Raw genomic sequence first — 14,863 nt, 5'->3', positions numbered from 1 at the left:
AATCACAAATACCAGTACGCCCAATACATCAAGCCAAATTGCAGGGGAATCCTTAAAATCAAAATCCATTTGGGAATACCGGCGGATGCCTTCTCTCCTGAAAGCATATAAAAATGGACTAGAAGAAATACCGAAAGCATAAGGATAATGCCATAAATCGCGATGTCTTTTGTAACCGAAAAACACAGCCCTATTCCCAATACAATCTCGGTAATACCGCTTAGGGTCACCAAAAATTTATGCGACGGCAAGTACTGGGGCATAATCCGCAGATACGCCTTTGGCTTTATAAAGTGCATCACGCCCGCAACGATATACATTGCGGCCATTAGGTAAAGGTGCCAGGGGAAGTTCAAATTAAAGTTCAAAAAAAGTTTAAGAGTTTATTGGTTTATTTTTTTAAAAGGGACGATTTTTAGGGCTGCTTTGTGCTTTTTTAAATATACTTCTGCATCCGAATCTTCTTATATTCCGGTACCGAATCGTTAGCCATAAACAAACGTAATAGCTCAGGACTCTTTTTCTTGGCGTAGAGCAGACGGAAAAATTGGTTTACGGTTAAGGCGTTCTTCGACTGCTCGAGTACTTTCAAATGATCTCCTATGTTGACTATTCCTTCCTCCAAGACACGCACATAGGTGCCGGGGTGCCCGTGTTCGATATATTTTTTAAGGATTTTTTGGTCTTTGAACCGAACCCCCAATTTATAGCAAGGCTCGCGGGGTTGCGAAACCTGAACTGTGGCGCTTCCTATTTTAAAGATATCGCCGATCCGTAGGATAGCTTCATCCAAACCTTCCACGGTCAAGTTTTCGCCGAACATGCCCCAGTCCCACTCCAGATTAGGATATTCCTTTTTCCAATAGGGATATTCATCCGCCGAGAACAAAAAACAGGCCTTGTTGAAGCCTGCGTGGTGCTTGCGGTCGATGACCGTATCCTTATCAACATCCGTATTCCCTAAAAATAAGGGTTTGGAAACCGGATATTTGAAGATGCCCGTTTTTTCTTCCTTGCCGTTCCAAAGAATAATCGTCGGATTACCAATGTTTGTAGAAATGATTCGCATATCCCAAAAATAGAAAACCATCCCGAGTAAAGGATGGTTTTAAGGGATAATACTCCCAAAACTTTAGAGTTTTGGGAGTATGACTCAGAAACATGGATTAATCGTGGGGGAACTTTACCAATAGGTATCGATTACCACGTTCGGAGTCAACCCAAAGTCAGTGTCCGATCAACTGGCGGATTGCATTTTAAGTCCATCTGTTTTTTCGATCAAAGGTTTAAATTCTATGGCATGTAGGAATAAGATATTCTCGCCGATGTTTTCAAAGTCATATATCGACTCTATGCCTTCATGTTTTATAAACATCGAATCGCCCTTGTTGATTCGTACCAATGAAATCTTGCCATTATCAACACGGCTAAGCGCCAAACCCTCGGTCATGGACGTAAAGTTATAGTTTCTGCTGACTTTTCTAAATGGAAGCCGTTCTCCCGGAAAAAGTACGGCTTCCCAGACCTTTATCGTTTTATTTTCGAACAGCAGTTTTTGACCAAGACGTCCATCAATTTGCTTTTTTTGTAATTCTTTTAATTTGGAAGGCTCCCAAGGTTCAAAATTCCCTTCGGGATTAAGTTCTATACACTTCATTATCAAGGGGTTTTTTGATCAGGTTTTAGTTGGGAGTACAGAAGGTAAACCGTAATCAGCAACAGCACCGGCAATACCATCAAATCGTATCGGACCTCGTAATTTTGATCCAATCTGGTCAGGGTCTGTATTTGAAATTCCCAGATTAGGAAAAGGCACCAAATTAAAGATAAGGAATACCCACTGCTGTTTATCAGCTCTTTTCATAGCTTTAGATTTGGGAGATGCAAACTACTTTTTATTGCGATGCAAATATTCAACAAGTTGTAAGGCGAATCCTAAGAATTACTGTCCAAAGAAGTACGGATTTCAGAATTCCGAACGAAAATTCCAATAATTAGGGACTTTTCAATTTTTTTCAGGAGTTATAATCTTTCCAAAAAAGTCTAACATTAGGAATCGGAACCCTGTGTTTTCCGTATGCATCAAGGGGAACATTCACACCATCACGTTCTCCTTATATTTATAAGGGGTCGTTCCGTTATATTTTTTGAAGGCGGAATAAAAGGCACTTTTGCTGTGAAAACCAACTTCGTTACCGATACCTTCGATGCTAAGATGGGCATATGCTTCGCTCCCGAGCAGTTTTTCCGCTTTCCGTATCCGAAAGCGATTGACATAGGCATTAAAGTTCTGATGGCATATCATATTGATTGCGGTAGAAATGCGCTTGGGGTGTGTTTCAAGTTCCTTGCCGAGATCCATTATGGTCAGATCATTATTTGTAAAGGGTTCAGAGTTTCTCATGAGGTCATCGATACGCTGCATCAATCTCTGGAGACTATCGTCGGATAAGGCCGGCAAGTCCATCTTTCCCGAAAGTTTTGGTGAAAGGTCTTCAAAATGCTGTTTTTTGGCAAGTAGGGATAGAATATTTCGCTGTTGAACTCCGTGATACGATACCCAATAAATCAAGATCAGGTCGAAGGTCGCAAAGAAGATTTTTGCCAGTAAACTGTTAGCGATCGTAGTAGAGAAAACAGTATATACTATCGACCCCGAAATGTTATAGAAAAGAAAGATTCGGGCCCATGTCAATTCTTTCGACTCGAGCAACGAAAAGTAATTGCGCACCTCGATTTTATGTTTGAACAAGAGCCTTAATGTATAAATGCCTATGCTTAGCCCGTACAAGACCTTGCACGAGAAATAAATGTCATAGCCCACACTGGCGGTGATGGCTACTTTGGTAGTATAGGGTAAGAAAAAAACAGCAATCTGTGCGATGAAGGCCGCGATGCCGGGGTAGAGTACCCAATATTTCGCTTTCTCGTTAGAAAAAATACATATCTGGTGTACATAGATATAAAAAATAGGAAAATGCAACCAAAAAAAGTCGAAGGGCAATAGGTAGAGTTCAGGATACAAAGGATAGGCATTCAAGGCATCCAAAACGATAGGAATTGTCTCGAGACCGAACAGTATTAGAAAAATACCGAGAAAAAGGGTACTCCTGTATTTATTCTTGTTCATGAAAATCAACAACATGCCAAGCGTTATGGCCTGGACCAAGCCCACGGTTTCGAATAAGGCGTAAAGATTGTAGTCAAGTTCCATGGGTAATCGATCGTCTCTCGATTACAAGATAGGTATTTCTATATTGAAAAAGGCGAAAAAACTTACAAGTAATTGCTCGATATAGGCGCAGGTATACCTGCGCACCAAGTATCAAACATCCAACTTTTTTCCTATTTTTACGCAATGGCACTTTTCACCTTTCTTCTGTTCACTGGTTTCGTAGCTTTCTACGCCACTTGGAAATTACGCCGCGATAAACTGGATACGCAGGATGGCTATTTTTTAGGAGGTAGATCATTAACGGGCATTGTAATTGCGGGATCCTTATTATTGACCAATATTTCTACGGAACATTTGGTGGGCATGAACGGTTCATCGTATCGAAATGGCGCCATCATAGTAGCTTGGGAAGTCACCTCGGCTCTGGCATTGGTCATCGCCGCCCTGTATTTCGCGCCACGGTATTTGAAAATGGGATTGACCACTATTCCCGAATTTTTAGAAAAGCGTTTTGATGGTCTGACCCGTACACTTGTTGCGCTACTATTGATTCTATCATTCGTATTGACCCTGCTGCCCATCGTTCTGTATACCGGTGCTTTGAACATTGAGGCTATCTTCGAGATTTCCGAACTGTTGAACGTAACCACAGAGCACGGCATATGGATCACCATCGTCGTCGTCGGAACCATCGGGGCGGTATATGCCATTTTCGGAGGCCTGAAAATGGTGGCCTACACCGATACCATCAACGGTTTCGGCCTGCTGGTAGCCGGACTTTTGGTGCCGATACTCGCTCTTCTGGCCATTGGCGACGGCAACCTTTTCGAAGGGATGGGGGCAGTGTTCAAAAACAGCCCCGAAAAATTTAACGTTATTAGCCATGAACCGGGAGTAGGGGAAGGTGCACGTACGTCCATTCTGCCGTTCGAGGTCTTGTTTACGGGCCTGATGGTCAATCAGATTTATTTTTGGACGATGCACCAGTCCATCATACAACGCGTATTGGGCGCGGTAAATCTTAAGGAAGCCCAAAAAGGATTGCTATATACAGGATTGTTGAAAATTTTGGTGCCCCTGATCATCGTCTTGCCCGGATTGATCGGTTTTTATTATTTCGGGGAGAGCCTTTACGACAATCCCGACAATGTATATCCGTTGTTGGTCAAAAAAGTGTTGCCCCTATGGCTGACCGGATTTTTTGTTGCCGTAATGATGGGCGCCATTCTCAGTACCTTCAACTCCGCCCTGAACAGCGCCGCCACGGTGTTCAGTCTTGACATTTTCAAAAGGTATATCCAAAGGGATGCTTCCGAAAAAAAACTGGTCTCCCTCGGCAGGTGGACGTCCGCGCTACTGGCCATTTTTGCCATCGGAATCGCTCCTTTTGTAGCGAAAGCTCCCGAAGGTCTCTACCAATTGCTACAGCAGCTGAACGGCATTTTCTTTATCCCTATAGCCAGCGTAATTATTGCGGGATTCCTTTTTCCCAAGGTATCGGCATCGGGGGCTAAGATCGGGCTGCTGTTCGGGCTTTTGTTCTATATCATAATGTATTATGTGGTTCAGGTGGATCTCCACTTTGTTCATATCTGGGGGCTGGAGTTTGTGCTGAACATTCTAATAATGCACTTGGCCTCTCGGTTCTTCGGTAGGGAAGCCAAATTCGAAATGGTGGATTCCGGTAAACTGGATTTAAAACCTTGGAAATATGCCAAAGGCTTTAGTTTGTTTTTAGTGGTATTCACCGTAATTTTGTATCTTGTATTGGGTAATGTCTAAGGAAGTAAGCAGCATATTACATCTCAACTATACCCTATAAATCCATACCATCCTAATTTGGATAGTGGAAGCACTGGGCAACAAACACCCGAGCACTAAGCAAACTTGAACTTGAATTTTATATCATGGAAACAAAAACATTCAGAAACTACGAAGCCGTCGATGTAAAGGCGGCCGTTAAAGAGCATTACCGCAAAATGCGTAAAAACCAAACCTATGATTATGTGCAGCGCATGCATAGGAAATATTTGAATTTCGATAAGCCGATGGAACTTTGGGAGGCTATGGGGCATTTGAATCGCCTTATCGATGTCAGCGATCCCGATCTCGATCTTCCGAACGTGCAGCACCTGATTCAAAGTGCCGAGGCCATCCGTGGAGACAATCGTCCGGATTGGATGCAATTAACGGGACTAATCCACGACCTTGGTAAGGTAATGTTTCTCTGGGGCAGTGATGAAGACGGTACCAGCCAAGACGAGCAGTGGGGTACGGTGGGAGATGTTTTTGTTGTCGGCTGCGAATTGCCCGATTCCTGTGTATATCCCGAATTCAATCAGCTCAATCCCGATATGCAAGATGAGCGTTACAATACGCCCTTGGGAATCTACGAAGCGGGCTGCGGTCTCGATAATTTGGATCTCGCTTGGGGCCATGACGAATATCTGTACCAAGTGTTGAACAACCATAAGGCGAACAAACTCCCCGCAGAGGCCATGGTCATGATACGCTACCATTCCTTTTATCCTTGGCATACCGGTGGAAGCTACAAATCCCTGCTAAACGATACCGATGCGAAATACTTGGAGCTTATTAAGGACTTCAACAAATACGATCTTTACACTAAAAGTCAAAAAATCTACGAATTGGATGAGGTACGTGACTATTACGAACCTATTGCGAAGAAATATTTAGGTGACGGTCCTATTTTTTGGTAGATAGGCTAGTTTTCATAACCATTTCCGATGTTTAAAATAGAGCAACATGCCGATGGCCACTACTAACATCACGCCCCACATGATAAAATAGCTGTATTCATATTTTAGTTCGGGTACGACATCGAAGTTGGTGCCATAAATACCGGCGATAAAGGTAAGGGGAATAAAAATGACCGAAAAAATGGTCAGGAATTTCATCACATCGTTCAGTTTGCTGCTGATGGTCGTATGATAAATATTGAGCTGATCAGAAAGTATTTCGCGATAGGTTTCCGATGAGTCGGTCGCTTGGTTGATATTGTCCAAAAGCTCCCTAAAATGTACGTCCGTACTTTCCCTGATCATTTCGGATTCCAACTTCGATAAGGTCAGAATCATTTCTCGGGCGGGGGTTATGTTTTTCCTAAGAAAATTCAGTTCCCTTTTATAGGTATAGATTTCGTCGATAACACTCTTTTTAGGTTCCTGTAGCAGGTTTTCTTCCAAGGTCTCTATTTTTTCACCCAAAATACCGATGATATAAATATAGTTGTCGACTACTATGTCCAACAAAGCGAAGGTCAGGTAATCCGTGCCACCGTTGCGTATGCGTTTTTTTTGGTTTCGGATCCGTTCCCGTACCGGCTCAAAAACATCGCCCCTTTTTTCTTGAAAGGATAGCAGTACCGATTTAGTGATAATAAGGCTTAAGTTTTCTACGGAAATACGATGGGTCACCTCGTCCTGTTGCATCATTTTAAGCGAGAGTAGGATGCAGTTTCCGAACTCCTGCACTCTCGGACGCGCATGGACGTCCATCACCTCCGCCAAAACTAGCTTATCAAAATCGAACCCGTCCGCAATCTGTTCGATGATGTTGGTATCGTGCAGTCCATCGATATTGAACCAGGTCACCGAAGGCTTCTTTTGGTAGGGGAGCACTTGGGATACCGATTTGATAATCTCCTCTTCCAAGGCATCGGCATCGTAATCGATGAGACGTAAAACGACGGTATCCATTTTCTTTTCTCCCCTAAAGGAGATATCATCGGGAGAAAGACCTATATCCTCTTTTCGTTTGGTAACGAATCGCGCCAAATTCTTGGGCGGTACGAAGATATTTTTGGTATTCAATTTCATGTCGAGGTAGTTAGGATGGGAGCTTTTAAGGTACGTATAAAATCGTTAGCATAGTCGATCAGCAAATGTTTGCTTTTAACCGGTTTTCCGAAATCAGTCCGTGGAAATATGGAATATAGCATCTCCTTGAGTTACGATGGGCGCCTCATTGATACAAATGACATAGCCTGAATGTTGCGCCTTTATCTTTCTTTCGAAATAGCCGAAAGGCCCTGAAATACTTCCTAGAACCTCTCCCTTTTTTACCATTTTCCCCAAATCCACAAAAGGATGGAACATACCCGAATATTTGGCACGCAGCCATAAGGTATTGTGCAATATGATCGGCTCATAGGCCTTAACGACAAGATTATCGATTTCTTGCCCGAATTCCCGCATACCCAAGTGCTGCATGATTCGCAATGCCCCGGCAATGCCCATTTGGGTTACCACCTTATCGATATGTATGGATTTTCCGCCCTCAAAAAGTAATACCTTTTTTTGCAGTTTGTACAAGGTTTCCCGAAAGGATTTTTCCTTGCGCGCCGATTGGATAATAAAAGGGGGATTGAAGACTTTTGCCAAAGCAAGACTTTCGGGATCCTCGCCCCCAACGCGGATTTGGGGAACATTGAATCGGCTGTCGCCCCCGGTGTGGTAATCGATGCAATAATCGGCCAAGGGTACAATTTCTTTGATGAGATGATATGCAAATCTGCTTGCCAACGACCCCCTTGGACTTCCTGGAAATACGCGGTTGAGGTCTCGACCGTCAGGAAACTGCCGTGCTTGGTTCAGAAAACCGAAGACATTGACAACGGGAATGCAGATGACCATACCACTCTCCGGTTTGTTATATTTTTTCGCGATCAGCTGGCGTACGATTTCAATGCCGTTGATTTCGTTACCATGAATACCACCGGTAATGAGCAGGGTGGGGCCGTCTTTTTTGCCCCTTTCGATTATAATCGGCACCTGTATCTTGGTGCGGGTATGCAATTTGGCAATATCGAGGTTTACCAAGGCTCCTTTTCCCTTCGCAATGGTATGGCCTAGGATTTCAATTTTAGTGTTCCGCATTCCGTTCCACGTACTTGATGATCAATCCGGCAATATCTTTTCCGGTTGCCGCTTCGATGCCTTCCAATCCAGGGGAAGAATTGACTTCAAGTATCAAGGGCCCTCTTTCGGATTGTAACAGGTCAACCCCGGCAACGCCGAGCCCCATGACCCTAGCCGCCTTGATGGCCGCATTCTCTTCCTCATCGGAAAGTTCGATGATATTCGCTGAACCGCCCCGGTGCAGGTTAGAACGGAATTCCCCCTCTTTTCCTTGGCGTTTCATAGCGCCCACAACGACTCCATCGACCACGAAGGCCCGAATATCGGCCCCCTTGGCCTCCTTGATAAATTCTTGTACAATTACCCTAGCCTTCAGGCCGTTGAACGCCTCCAAGATAGATTCTGCCGAGTTGTGGTTATCAGCTAAAACAACCCCCAGCCCCTGTGTGCCTTCTAAAAGTTTAATGACCACAGGCGCACCGCCGGCCTTTTCGATAATAGAGGCCACGTCTCTGGAATAGTTGCTGAATACAGTTTTGGGCAGGCCAAGCCCTGCTCTCGAAAGAATCTGTAGACTCCGCAATTTATCTCTTGACCGTACCAAGGCCTGAGACTCCACGGCGGTAAACACTTTCATCATCTCAAATTGGCGCACCACTGCCGTACCGTAAAAGGTAATGGATGCACCGATACGTGGAATTACACCGTTGATTCCGGAAAGCTCTTCCCCTCTATAGGTAATCCCCGGTTTTTTCTTTTCGATTGTCAAGTCGCATTTTGAATGGTCGACCACAAGCATGTCATGCTTTTTCTTCTTTCCGGCCTCGATAAGGCGTTTGGTGGAATATAAACTTGGATTTTGGGACAGTATTACGATTTTCATGAATATGTGTATTTTTTGTGATTCTTGAGAAGCCAGGAAGCTCTGATGCTGAATTTTTTTATTTCATTTCAACGCTTTGTCTATACTCGGATAAACTCCGGCGGAAAATTCATCAAATAATTTTAGTATCATTCCCATATTTGGGCCATGCTCATCATTACTCCGAAGGGAATCTCTTAATTGGATTTTTTATGTTTTCCGTGAAGATAGTAATCAAAATTTTACGTCGGAAATGTACGATATTTTATTGTGCTATGTAGCGATAGGAGGAATGAATTGAACAAAAAACCGTCTTCAGCTTTCGCCAAAGACGGTCAATATTTAGGGAAGTAAATTAATTTTCGATAAACGAACTCGCTAGCTAGCCGTTTCCTTTATTTTTGCGGACTTTACAGTTTCAACGATTCTTCTGGCAATTTTGTACGGGTCACCATTAGAAGCCGGCCTTCTGTCTTCTAACCAGCCTTTCCAGCCATTTTGGACCGTGATGATGGGAATACGAATGGAAGCACCCCTGTCGCTTACGCCGTAGCTAAAGTCATGGATCGAGGCGGTTTCATGTTTTCCGGTAAGACGCTCGTCGTTGAACTCGCCGTAAACCTCAATATGTTCCTCGGTAACGGGTCTGAAAGCTTCGCAGATCTGCTCGTAAATTTCTTTGGAACCACAAGTTCTTAAAGTGGTGTTCGAGAAATTGGCGTGCATTCCCGAACCGTTCCAATCGCCCTTAACGGGTTTTGGATGGTATTCGATATAATATCCGTAGCTCTCGGTCAATCGATCCAAGAGATAGCGGGCGACCCAGATTTCGTCACCGGCCCTTTTTGCCCCTTTCGCGAATAGTTGAAACTCCCATTGACCACTGGCCACCTCTTGATTGATACCTTCGAAGTTCAGTCCAGCAGCGATACATAGATCGGCATGTTCTTCAACGAAGGCGCGACCGTGCGTATTTCTTCCACCAACTGAGCAATAATACATTCCCTGTGGTCCCGGATAGCCACCAACGGGAAAGCCCAACGGCAACTGTGTTTCTTTGCTCATGATAAAATATTCCTGCTCGAAACCGAACCAAAAATCATCGTCAGGATCGTTTATTTTGGCACGTGAGTTCGATTCGTGCGGAGTGCCATCCGCGTTCATGACTTCGTTCATGACCAAGAAGCCATCGGTTCTGGCAGGGTCCGGATAGATGGCAACCGGTTTTAAAAGACAGTCCGATGAACCGCCCAATGCCTGTTTGGTAGAACTTCCATCAAAAGCCCAAAGTGGACAATCTTCCAATTTACCGCTAAAATCGTTTTCGACTTTGGTTTTACTTCGCAGGTTGGCAGTAGGTTCATAACCATCTAACCAAATGTATTCTAATTTTGACTTGCTCATAATAGGGTAGTTAAATTTACTTTTAATTCGAACAAAAATATATTTTTTAGCTGATTTACCTAGTATTCTAGGGGTTAAAATTATAAAAATTCATTTTTTTTTAGGATGACCCTAAAATATTAAGGGTCTTTTGCCAACATTTAATATTTAAGGGAAAATATTATTAATTCCCTAATTCTTATTTTTGTACCAATTAATGCGGATACGGCTTAAAGTCGATATCAATAAACCCAGACCTTCAATGTCAAGACAACGATTCGACGCCATTTCGGAAAGTCAAAAAAGAAAACCAATTCATATAGATGAAAAGGGGAGGCGATCCGAACTCTTCGCGACTAATGTATTCAACGAAGAGCGGAGACTTCAATACCTGACCAAGGATGCTTTGGAAAGTGTTCAAAATGCCATTTTTTCCGGATCGAAAATCAATCGCAAAATTGCCGATCAGGTCGCCGAGGCTATGAAAGCATGGGCCATATCGATGGGCGCCACACACTATACCCATTGGTTTCAGCCCCTGACCGGTACAACTGCTGAAAAGCACGATGCCTTTTTTGACCTGTTACCCGATGGCAGGGCTTTGGAAAAATTTGGCGGTGGACAATTGGTACAGCAAGAACCAGATGCCTCCAGTTTTCCCAGCGGGGGAATTCGCAATACGTTCGAGGCACGGGGATATACAGCTTGGGATCCTACAAGTCCCGCATTCGTCTACGGGACTACGCTCTGCATCCCGACCATTTTCGTTTCTTACACGGGCGAAGCTTTAGATAACAAGACCCCGTTGTTAAGGGCGCTCAGCGCAATGGATGAGGCGGCGACCGCTGTGGCCAAGTACTTCGATAAAAATGTGGTCAAGGTCAATGCTACCTTGGGATGGGAGCAGGAGTTTTTCTTGTTGGACAAGTCCCTTGCCCAATCCCGGATTGACATTAGTCTTACCGGGCGGACGCTGATCGGTCGTCCCGCTGCAAAAGGGCAGCAGTTAGGTGACCATTATTTTGGGGTCATCCCATCCCGAGCCTTGCGTTTTATGAAAGATTTAGAACAGGAATGTTTAAAACTCGGTATTCCCGTAAAAACACGGCACAACGAAGTTGCTCCCAACCAGTTCGAACTGGCCCCCGTTTTTGAAGAGGCCAATCTATCCGTCGATCACAACCAGTTGTTGATGGACGTAATGAACAAAATGGCGGACAAGCATAATTTCAAGGTGCTTTTTCATGAAAAACCCTTTGCGGGAATCAACGGATCCGGTAAGCACAATAACTGGTCTTTGGTAACCGATACTGGCGTAAACTTGCTCAGTCCCGGTTCTACCCCAATGAAAAATCTTCAGTTCTTGACCTTTTTTATCAATACGATCAAAGCTGCAGATACCTACGAAGAACTACTGGGTGCTTCAATCGCCTCGGCCAGTAACGATCACCGATTGGGCGAAAACGAAGCGCCCCCGACCATATTTTCCATATTTATCGGGTCACAATTGGGTCATGTTCTTGATGAATTGGAAGGCGTTTCAAAAGGAAAGCTATCCCCTGAGGAAAAAACGGAACTTAAATTGAACGTGGTGGGCAAGATTCCTGAAATTCTGTTGGACAATACCGATCGTAACCGCACCTCGCCCTTTGCCTTTACGGGAAACAAATTTGAAATGCGGGGTGTCGGCACCCAGACGAACTGTGCAAAACCTATGACGGTGTTGAACACTATCGTCGCCAAACAGTTGCGGGATTTTAAAAAGGAAGTCGACACATTGATCGATAAGAAAAATTTAAAAAAGGATGAGGCGGTGTTCAATGTGCTCCGGGAATATATCAAGACTTCAAAACGGATCCGCTTCGATGGTGATGGTTATGGAGATGAGTGGCAAAAAGAGGCAAAACGGCGAAAATTAAGTAACAATAAGAATACGCCGAGTGCGCTTCAAATCATGACCTCTACAGAAAGCTTGGCACTTTTTAAGGATATGGCGGTTTTGAGCGAAGCCGAGGTCAAGGCACGCCAAGAAATCGAGTTCGAAGCCTATGTCAGGCATCTGCAGATAGAGGGCAGGGTATTTGACGAACTGGTGTACAGCCAAGTGATTCCCGCAGCCATCCAATACCAGAACAAGTTGATAAAAAATGTGCTCGGCCTAAAGGATATTTACGGAGTGGCCCATAAAAATCTTTCTGACGGACAATCGGGAATCATAGAGCAGATTGCCGAACATATCGTATCCCTAAAGAAAAGCACGGATGCGATGACGGATGCTCGAAGAAAAGCGAACAAAATTAACGATACCCAGAAGAAAGCTTTTGCCTATTGCGATAATGTCAAGCCTTTTTTCGAGGATATTCGGAAACATTGCGACACATTAGAACAGCTAATCGATGACCGTCTATGGCCGTTGACGAAGTATCGGGAGTTGTTGTTTATAAAGTAGAATTTCAAGTTCAAACACAAATTTCAACTTCAAATATCAAACATGAGTTCATCGAACAGCGAAAGATATAGTCAAAGAGGGGTTTCCGCCTCTAAGGAAGACGTACATAACGCTATTAAAAACATTGACAAAGGACTTTTTCCACAAGCTTTCTGCAAAATTGTGCCCGATTATTTGACCGGAGATGAAGACTACTGCTTGGTTATGCATGCCGATGGTGCGGGAACGAAATCTTCCTTGGCTTATATGTATTGGAAGGAAACCGGTGATGTTTCCGTTTGGAAGGGTATCGCCCAAGATGCGCTCATCATGAATATCGACGACCTGATCTGTGTCGGGGCGACGGATAATATTATGCTTTCCTCGACTATCGGGCGGAACAAAAATTTGATTCCCGGGGAAGTCCTTTCCGCCATCATCAACGGTACCGAAGAACTGATTTCCGATTTGGCCGAACACGGTATAAGCATTCATTCTACGGGTGGCGAGACGGCCGATGTGGGCGATCTTGTCCGTACGATTATTGTAGACTCTACCGTAACGGCACGTTTGAAAAGAACGGAAGTTATCGACAACGCCAACATCAAAGCGGGCAATGTCATTGTCGGTCTGTCATCTTTCGGCCAGGCCACGTATGAAAAGGAATACAACGGGGGTATGGGAAGCAACGGACTCACCTCGGCACGGCATGATGTTTTCTCGAAATATTTGGCCGAAAAGTATCCTGAAAGCTACGATGCATCCGTACCTGAAGAATTGGTGTATTCCGGAAATACGAAACTTACGGATGCCATTGATGAATCGCCTTTAGATGCGGGTAAACTGGTGCTTTCCCCAACGCGAACCTATGCGCCGATAGTGAAAAAAATAATGGAAAAATATACCTCCAAAAATATTCATGGTATGGTGCATTGTAGCGGTGGGGCACAGACCAAAATCCTTCATTTTATTGATGAGCTGCATATTATTAAGGATAATCTTTTTCCCGTGCCACCCTTGTTCAAATTAATTCAGGAACAATCGGGAACGGATTGGAAAGAAATGTACCAAGTTTTTAATTGCGGGCATCGTTTGGAGCTGTATGTCAATCCATCCATCGCCGCCGATTTGATTTCTATTTCGCAAAGTTTTGACGTCGACGCAAGAGTTGTTGGACGGGTAGAAGCACATCCTTCTAAAAAATTGACCATCAAAAGCGAATTCGGCAGATTTTCCTATTAATTTTCAGCTATTCGCTATTCGCTGTTCGCTGTTCGCTGTTCGCTGTTCGCTGTTCGCTGTTCGCTGTTCGCTGTTCGCTGTTCGCTGTTCGCTGTTCGCTGTTCGCTGTTCGCTGTTCGCTGTTCGCTGTTCGCTGTTCGCTGTTCATCATATAGCTTAAAATCCCCCTCCCAAAAATTCTAGTTCGAACAACTTGTATGAAGCACCCAGAACAAGGTATTCATCACTGGGCATTGGTCTTACAGCATTTGTCATTTGTCCATAGACGCTCTTTGAAGGGCATTATTTCCGTTTCATACTTTTAATTTGACCGGAACCAAAATCAAAGTATACTTTTCCTATAAATATTGCGTTTGTTACTTAGTAGCACTTGGAAATTTCGGAATTTCCATTGGCTATGTATATTTAACCTTTTGTAATGGAAAGAAAACAGTTTCTCAGAAGCCTAGGGGCCGGCGCTGCATTTGCCATCGCCTTTCCTTGTTTGGGAGCATGTTCAAAAGATGGGGGCGAACCGGGCGGCGGAAATACGCCTGTGCCTACTGGGGTCGATTTTACCTTGGATCTACAGTCCGCCGAAAGCGAAAAACTGAGTAGAAATGGGGGATTTATCACTAAGAACTCAGTAGTCATTGTCAAAAACTTGGAAGGAAATTTCGTGGCAGCTAGCCAAGTTTGTAGCCATCAGGGCTATGAGGAGGTCCGTTTTTTAGATCGAGACGGCGGTATCTTTTATTGTGAGGTGCACGGCTCACGATTCGAACAGAGCGGAAAGCCCCTGAACAAGGTCGACCAAGCTCAAGCGAAGTCCCTAAAAATTTTTAAGACGGAATTATCGGGAGCCTTGCTTCGGGTATTTGAATAATTGGCATTGATTTTGCCTTTATTAGGCG

At 44.1% G+C, this 14,863-nt stretch carries 15 protein-coding genes; 5 read left to right on the top strand and 10 right to left on the bottom strand.

Translation table 11 applies throughout. The annotated features are described in order from the left end of the window. Window positions 1-2 precede the first annotated feature (2 nt). The 5 genes from BLT07_RS06000 to BLT07_RS05980 form a co-directional block, all read right to left on the bottom strand. Window positions 3-356 (bottom strand): DoxX family protein, encoded by a 354-nt coding sequence (locus BLT07_RS06000; RefSeq protein ID WP_091867345.1) that lies wholly within the window; start codon window positions 354-356, stop codon window positions 3-5. Between the two features lie 80 nt (window positions 357-436). Continuing rightward, window positions 437-1,069 (bottom strand): MOSC domain-containing protein, encoded by a 633-nt coding sequence (locus BLT07_RS05995; RefSeq protein ID WP_091867343.1) that lies wholly within the window; start codon window positions 1,067-1,069, stop codon window positions 437-439. 168 nt (window positions 1,070-1,237) lie between these two features. Continuing rightward, complete coding sequence (locus BLT07_RS05990) at window positions 1,238-1,657, bottom strand: hypothetical protein (RefSeq protein WP_091866788.1); 420 nt, start codon at window positions 1,655-1,657, stop codon at window positions 1,238-1,240. Window positions 1,658-1,675: 18 nt separating this feature from the next. Next, a complete protein-coding gene (locus tag BLT07_RS05985; RefSeq protein ID WP_091866786.1) occupies window positions 1,676-1,864 on the bottom strand; it encodes a hypothetical protein in 189 nt (62 codons plus the stop codon). 231 nt (window positions 1,865-2,095) lie between these two features. Next, window positions 2,096-3,214: a helix-turn-helix domain-containing protein gene (locus tag BLT07_RS05980; RefSeq protein WP_091866784.1), complete on the bottom strand. Its 1,119-nt coding sequence runs from the start codon at window positions 3,212-3,214 to the stop codon at window positions 2,096-2,098. Window positions 3,215-3,358: 144 nt separating this feature from the next. On the opposite strand from BLT07_RS05980, the gene BLT07_RS05975 reads away from it, so the two are divergent. Further along, complete coding sequence (locus tag BLT07_RS05975) at window positions 3,359-4,957, top strand: solute:sodium symporter family transporter (protein ID WP_091867341.1); 1,599 nt, start codon at window positions 3,359-3,361, stop codon at window positions 4,955-4,957. A 125-nt stretch (window positions 4,958-5,082) separates the two neighbouring features. Continuing rightward, window positions 5,083-5,895 (top strand): inositol oxygenase family protein, encoded by an 813-nt coding sequence (locus BLT07_RS05970; protein WP_091866782.1) that lies wholly within the window; start codon window positions 5,083-5,085, stop codon window positions 5,893-5,895. Between the two features lie 12 nt (window positions 5,896-5,907). Here BLT07_RS05970 and corA read toward each other — a convergent pair whose 3' ends face one another. The 4 genes from corA to BLT07_RS05950 all read right to left on the bottom strand — a co-directional run bounded on the left by corA (window position 5,908) and on the right by BLT07_RS05950 (window position 10,321). Further along, entirely contained in the window at window positions 5,908-7,014 is a 1,107-nt protein-coding gene (corA, locus tag BLT07_RS05965; RefSeq protein WP_245726460.1) for a magnesium/cobalt transporter CorA, read from the bottom strand. 93 nt (window positions 7,015-7,107) lie between these two features. Further along, window positions 7,108-8,073 carry a succinylglutamate desuccinylase/aspartoacylase family protein gene (locus tag BLT07_RS05960; RefSeq protein WP_091866780.1) on the bottom strand — a complete coding sequence of 322 codons (966 nt, stop codon included), beginning with the start codon at window positions 8,071-8,073 and terminating at the stop codon, window positions 7,108-7,110. Then, window positions 8,060-8,938, bottom strand: coding sequence for a 30S ribosomal protein S6--L-glutamate ligase (gene rimK, locus BLT07_RS05955; protein ID WP_091866779.1), 879 nt, complete (start codon window positions 8,936-8,938; stop codon window positions 8,060-8,062). The genes BLT07_RS05960 and rimK overlap by 14 nt, the downstream gene beginning before the upstream one ends. Before the next feature lie 357 nt (window positions 8,939-9,295). Continuing rightward, on the bottom strand, window positions 9,296-10,321 hold the full coding sequence (locus BLT07_RS05950) for a glutamine synthetase beta-grasp domain-containing protein (protein WP_091866777.1): 1,026 nt from the start codon (window positions 10,319-10,321) through the stop codon (window positions 9,296-9,298). A gap of 241 nt (window positions 10,322-10,562) precedes the next feature. On the opposite strand from BLT07_RS05950, the gene BLT07_RS05945 reads away from it, so the two are divergent. Together BLT07_RS05945 and BLT07_RS05940 are read left to right on the top strand one after the other, a co-directional pair. Further along, window positions 10,563-12,749, top strand: coding sequence for a glutamine synthetase III family protein (locus tag BLT07_RS05945; protein WP_091866775.1), 2,187 nt, complete (start codon window positions 10,563-10,565; stop codon window positions 12,747-12,749). A 42-nt stretch (window positions 12,750-12,791) separates the two neighbouring features. Then, entirely contained in the window at window positions 12,792-13,970 is a 1,179-nt protein-coding gene (locus BLT07_RS05940; RefSeq protein WP_091866773.1) for an AIR synthase related protein, read from the top strand. Between the two features lie 7 nt (window positions 13,971-13,977). Here BLT07_RS05940 and BLT07_RS20915 read toward each other — a convergent pair whose 3' ends face one another. Beyond that, window positions 13,978-14,121, bottom strand: a complete 144-nt coding sequence (locus BLT07_RS20915) for a hypothetical protein (RefSeq protein WP_175455269.1) — start codon at window positions 14,119-14,121, stop codon at window positions 13,978-13,980. A gap of 267 nt (window positions 14,122-14,388) precedes the next feature. On the opposite strand from BLT07_RS20915, the gene BLT07_RS05935 reads away from it, so the two are divergent. Continuing rightward, window positions 14,389-14,835 carry a QcrA and Rieske domain-containing protein gene (locus BLT07_RS05935; RefSeq protein ID WP_091866771.1) on the top strand — a complete coding sequence of 149 codons (447 nt, stop codon included), beginning with the start codon at window positions 14,389-14,391 and terminating at the stop codon, window positions 14,833-14,835. Window positions 14,836-14,863: the final 28 nt, after the last annotated feature.

Origin of the sequence: Pricia antarctica, from assembly GCF_900101815.1 — a bacterium.
Taxonomy (GTDB): domain Bacteria; phylum Bacteroidota; class Bacteroidia; order Flavobacteriales; family Flavobacteriaceae; genus Pricia; species Pricia antarctica.
The sequence above is the reverse complement of the archived record's forward strand: the minus strand, read 5'-3'. Positions and strand labels throughout refer to the sequence as shown.

Coding starts and splice junctions, on each gene's coding strand:
- BLT07_RS05995 (WP_091867343.1), bottom strand. CDS start 1,069: ATGCGAATCATTTCTACAAACATTGGTAATCCGACGATTATTCTTTGG.
- BLT07_RS05990 (WP_091866788.1), bottom strand. CDS start 1,657: ATGAAGTGTATAGAACTTAATCCCGAAGGGAATTTTGAACCTTGGGAG.
- BLT07_RS05985 (WP_091866786.1), bottom strand. CDS start 1,864: ATGAAAAGAGCTGATAAACAGCAGTGGGTATTCCTTATCTTTAATTTG.
- BLT07_RS05980 (WP_091866784.1), bottom strand. CDS start 3,214: ATGGAACTTGACTACAATCTTTACGCCTTATTCGAAACCGTGGGCTTG.
- BLT07_RS05975 (WP_091867341.1), top strand. CDS start 3,359: ATGGCACTTTTCACCTTTCTTCTGTTCACTGGTTTCGTAGCTTTCTAC.
- BLT07_RS05970 (WP_091866782.1), top strand. CDS start 5,083: ATGGAAACAAAAACATTCAGAAACTACGAAGCCGTCGATGTAAAGGCG.
- corA (WP_245726460.1), bottom strand. CDS start 7,014: ATGAAATTGAATACCAAAAATATCTTCGTACCGCCCAAGAATTTGGCG.
- BLT07_RS05960 (WP_091866780.1), bottom strand. CDS start 8,073: ATGCGGAACACTAAAATTGAAATCCTAGGCCATACCATTGCGAAGGGA.
- rimK (WP_091866779.1), bottom strand. CDS start 8,938: ATGAAAATCGTAATACTGTCCCAAAATCCAAGTTTATATTCCACCAAA.
- BLT07_RS05950 (WP_091866777.1), bottom strand. CDS start 10,321: ATGAGCAAGTCAAAATTAGAATACATTTGGTTAGATGGTTATGAACCT.
- BLT07_RS05945 (WP_091866775.1), top strand. CDS start 10,563: ATGTCAAGACAACGATTCGACGCCATTTCGGAAAGTCAAAAAAGAAAA.
- BLT07_RS05940 (WP_091866773.1), top strand. CDS start 12,792: ATGAGTTCATCGAACAGCGAAAGATATAGTCAAAGAGGGGTTTCCGCC.
- BLT07_RS20915 (WP_175455269.1), bottom strand. CDS start 14,121: ATGATGAACAGCGAACAGCGAACAGCGAACAGCGAACAGCGAACAGCG.
- BLT07_RS05935 (WP_091866771.1), top strand. CDS start 14,389: ATGGAAAGAAAACAGTTTCTCAGAAGCCTAGGGGCCGGCGCTGCATTT.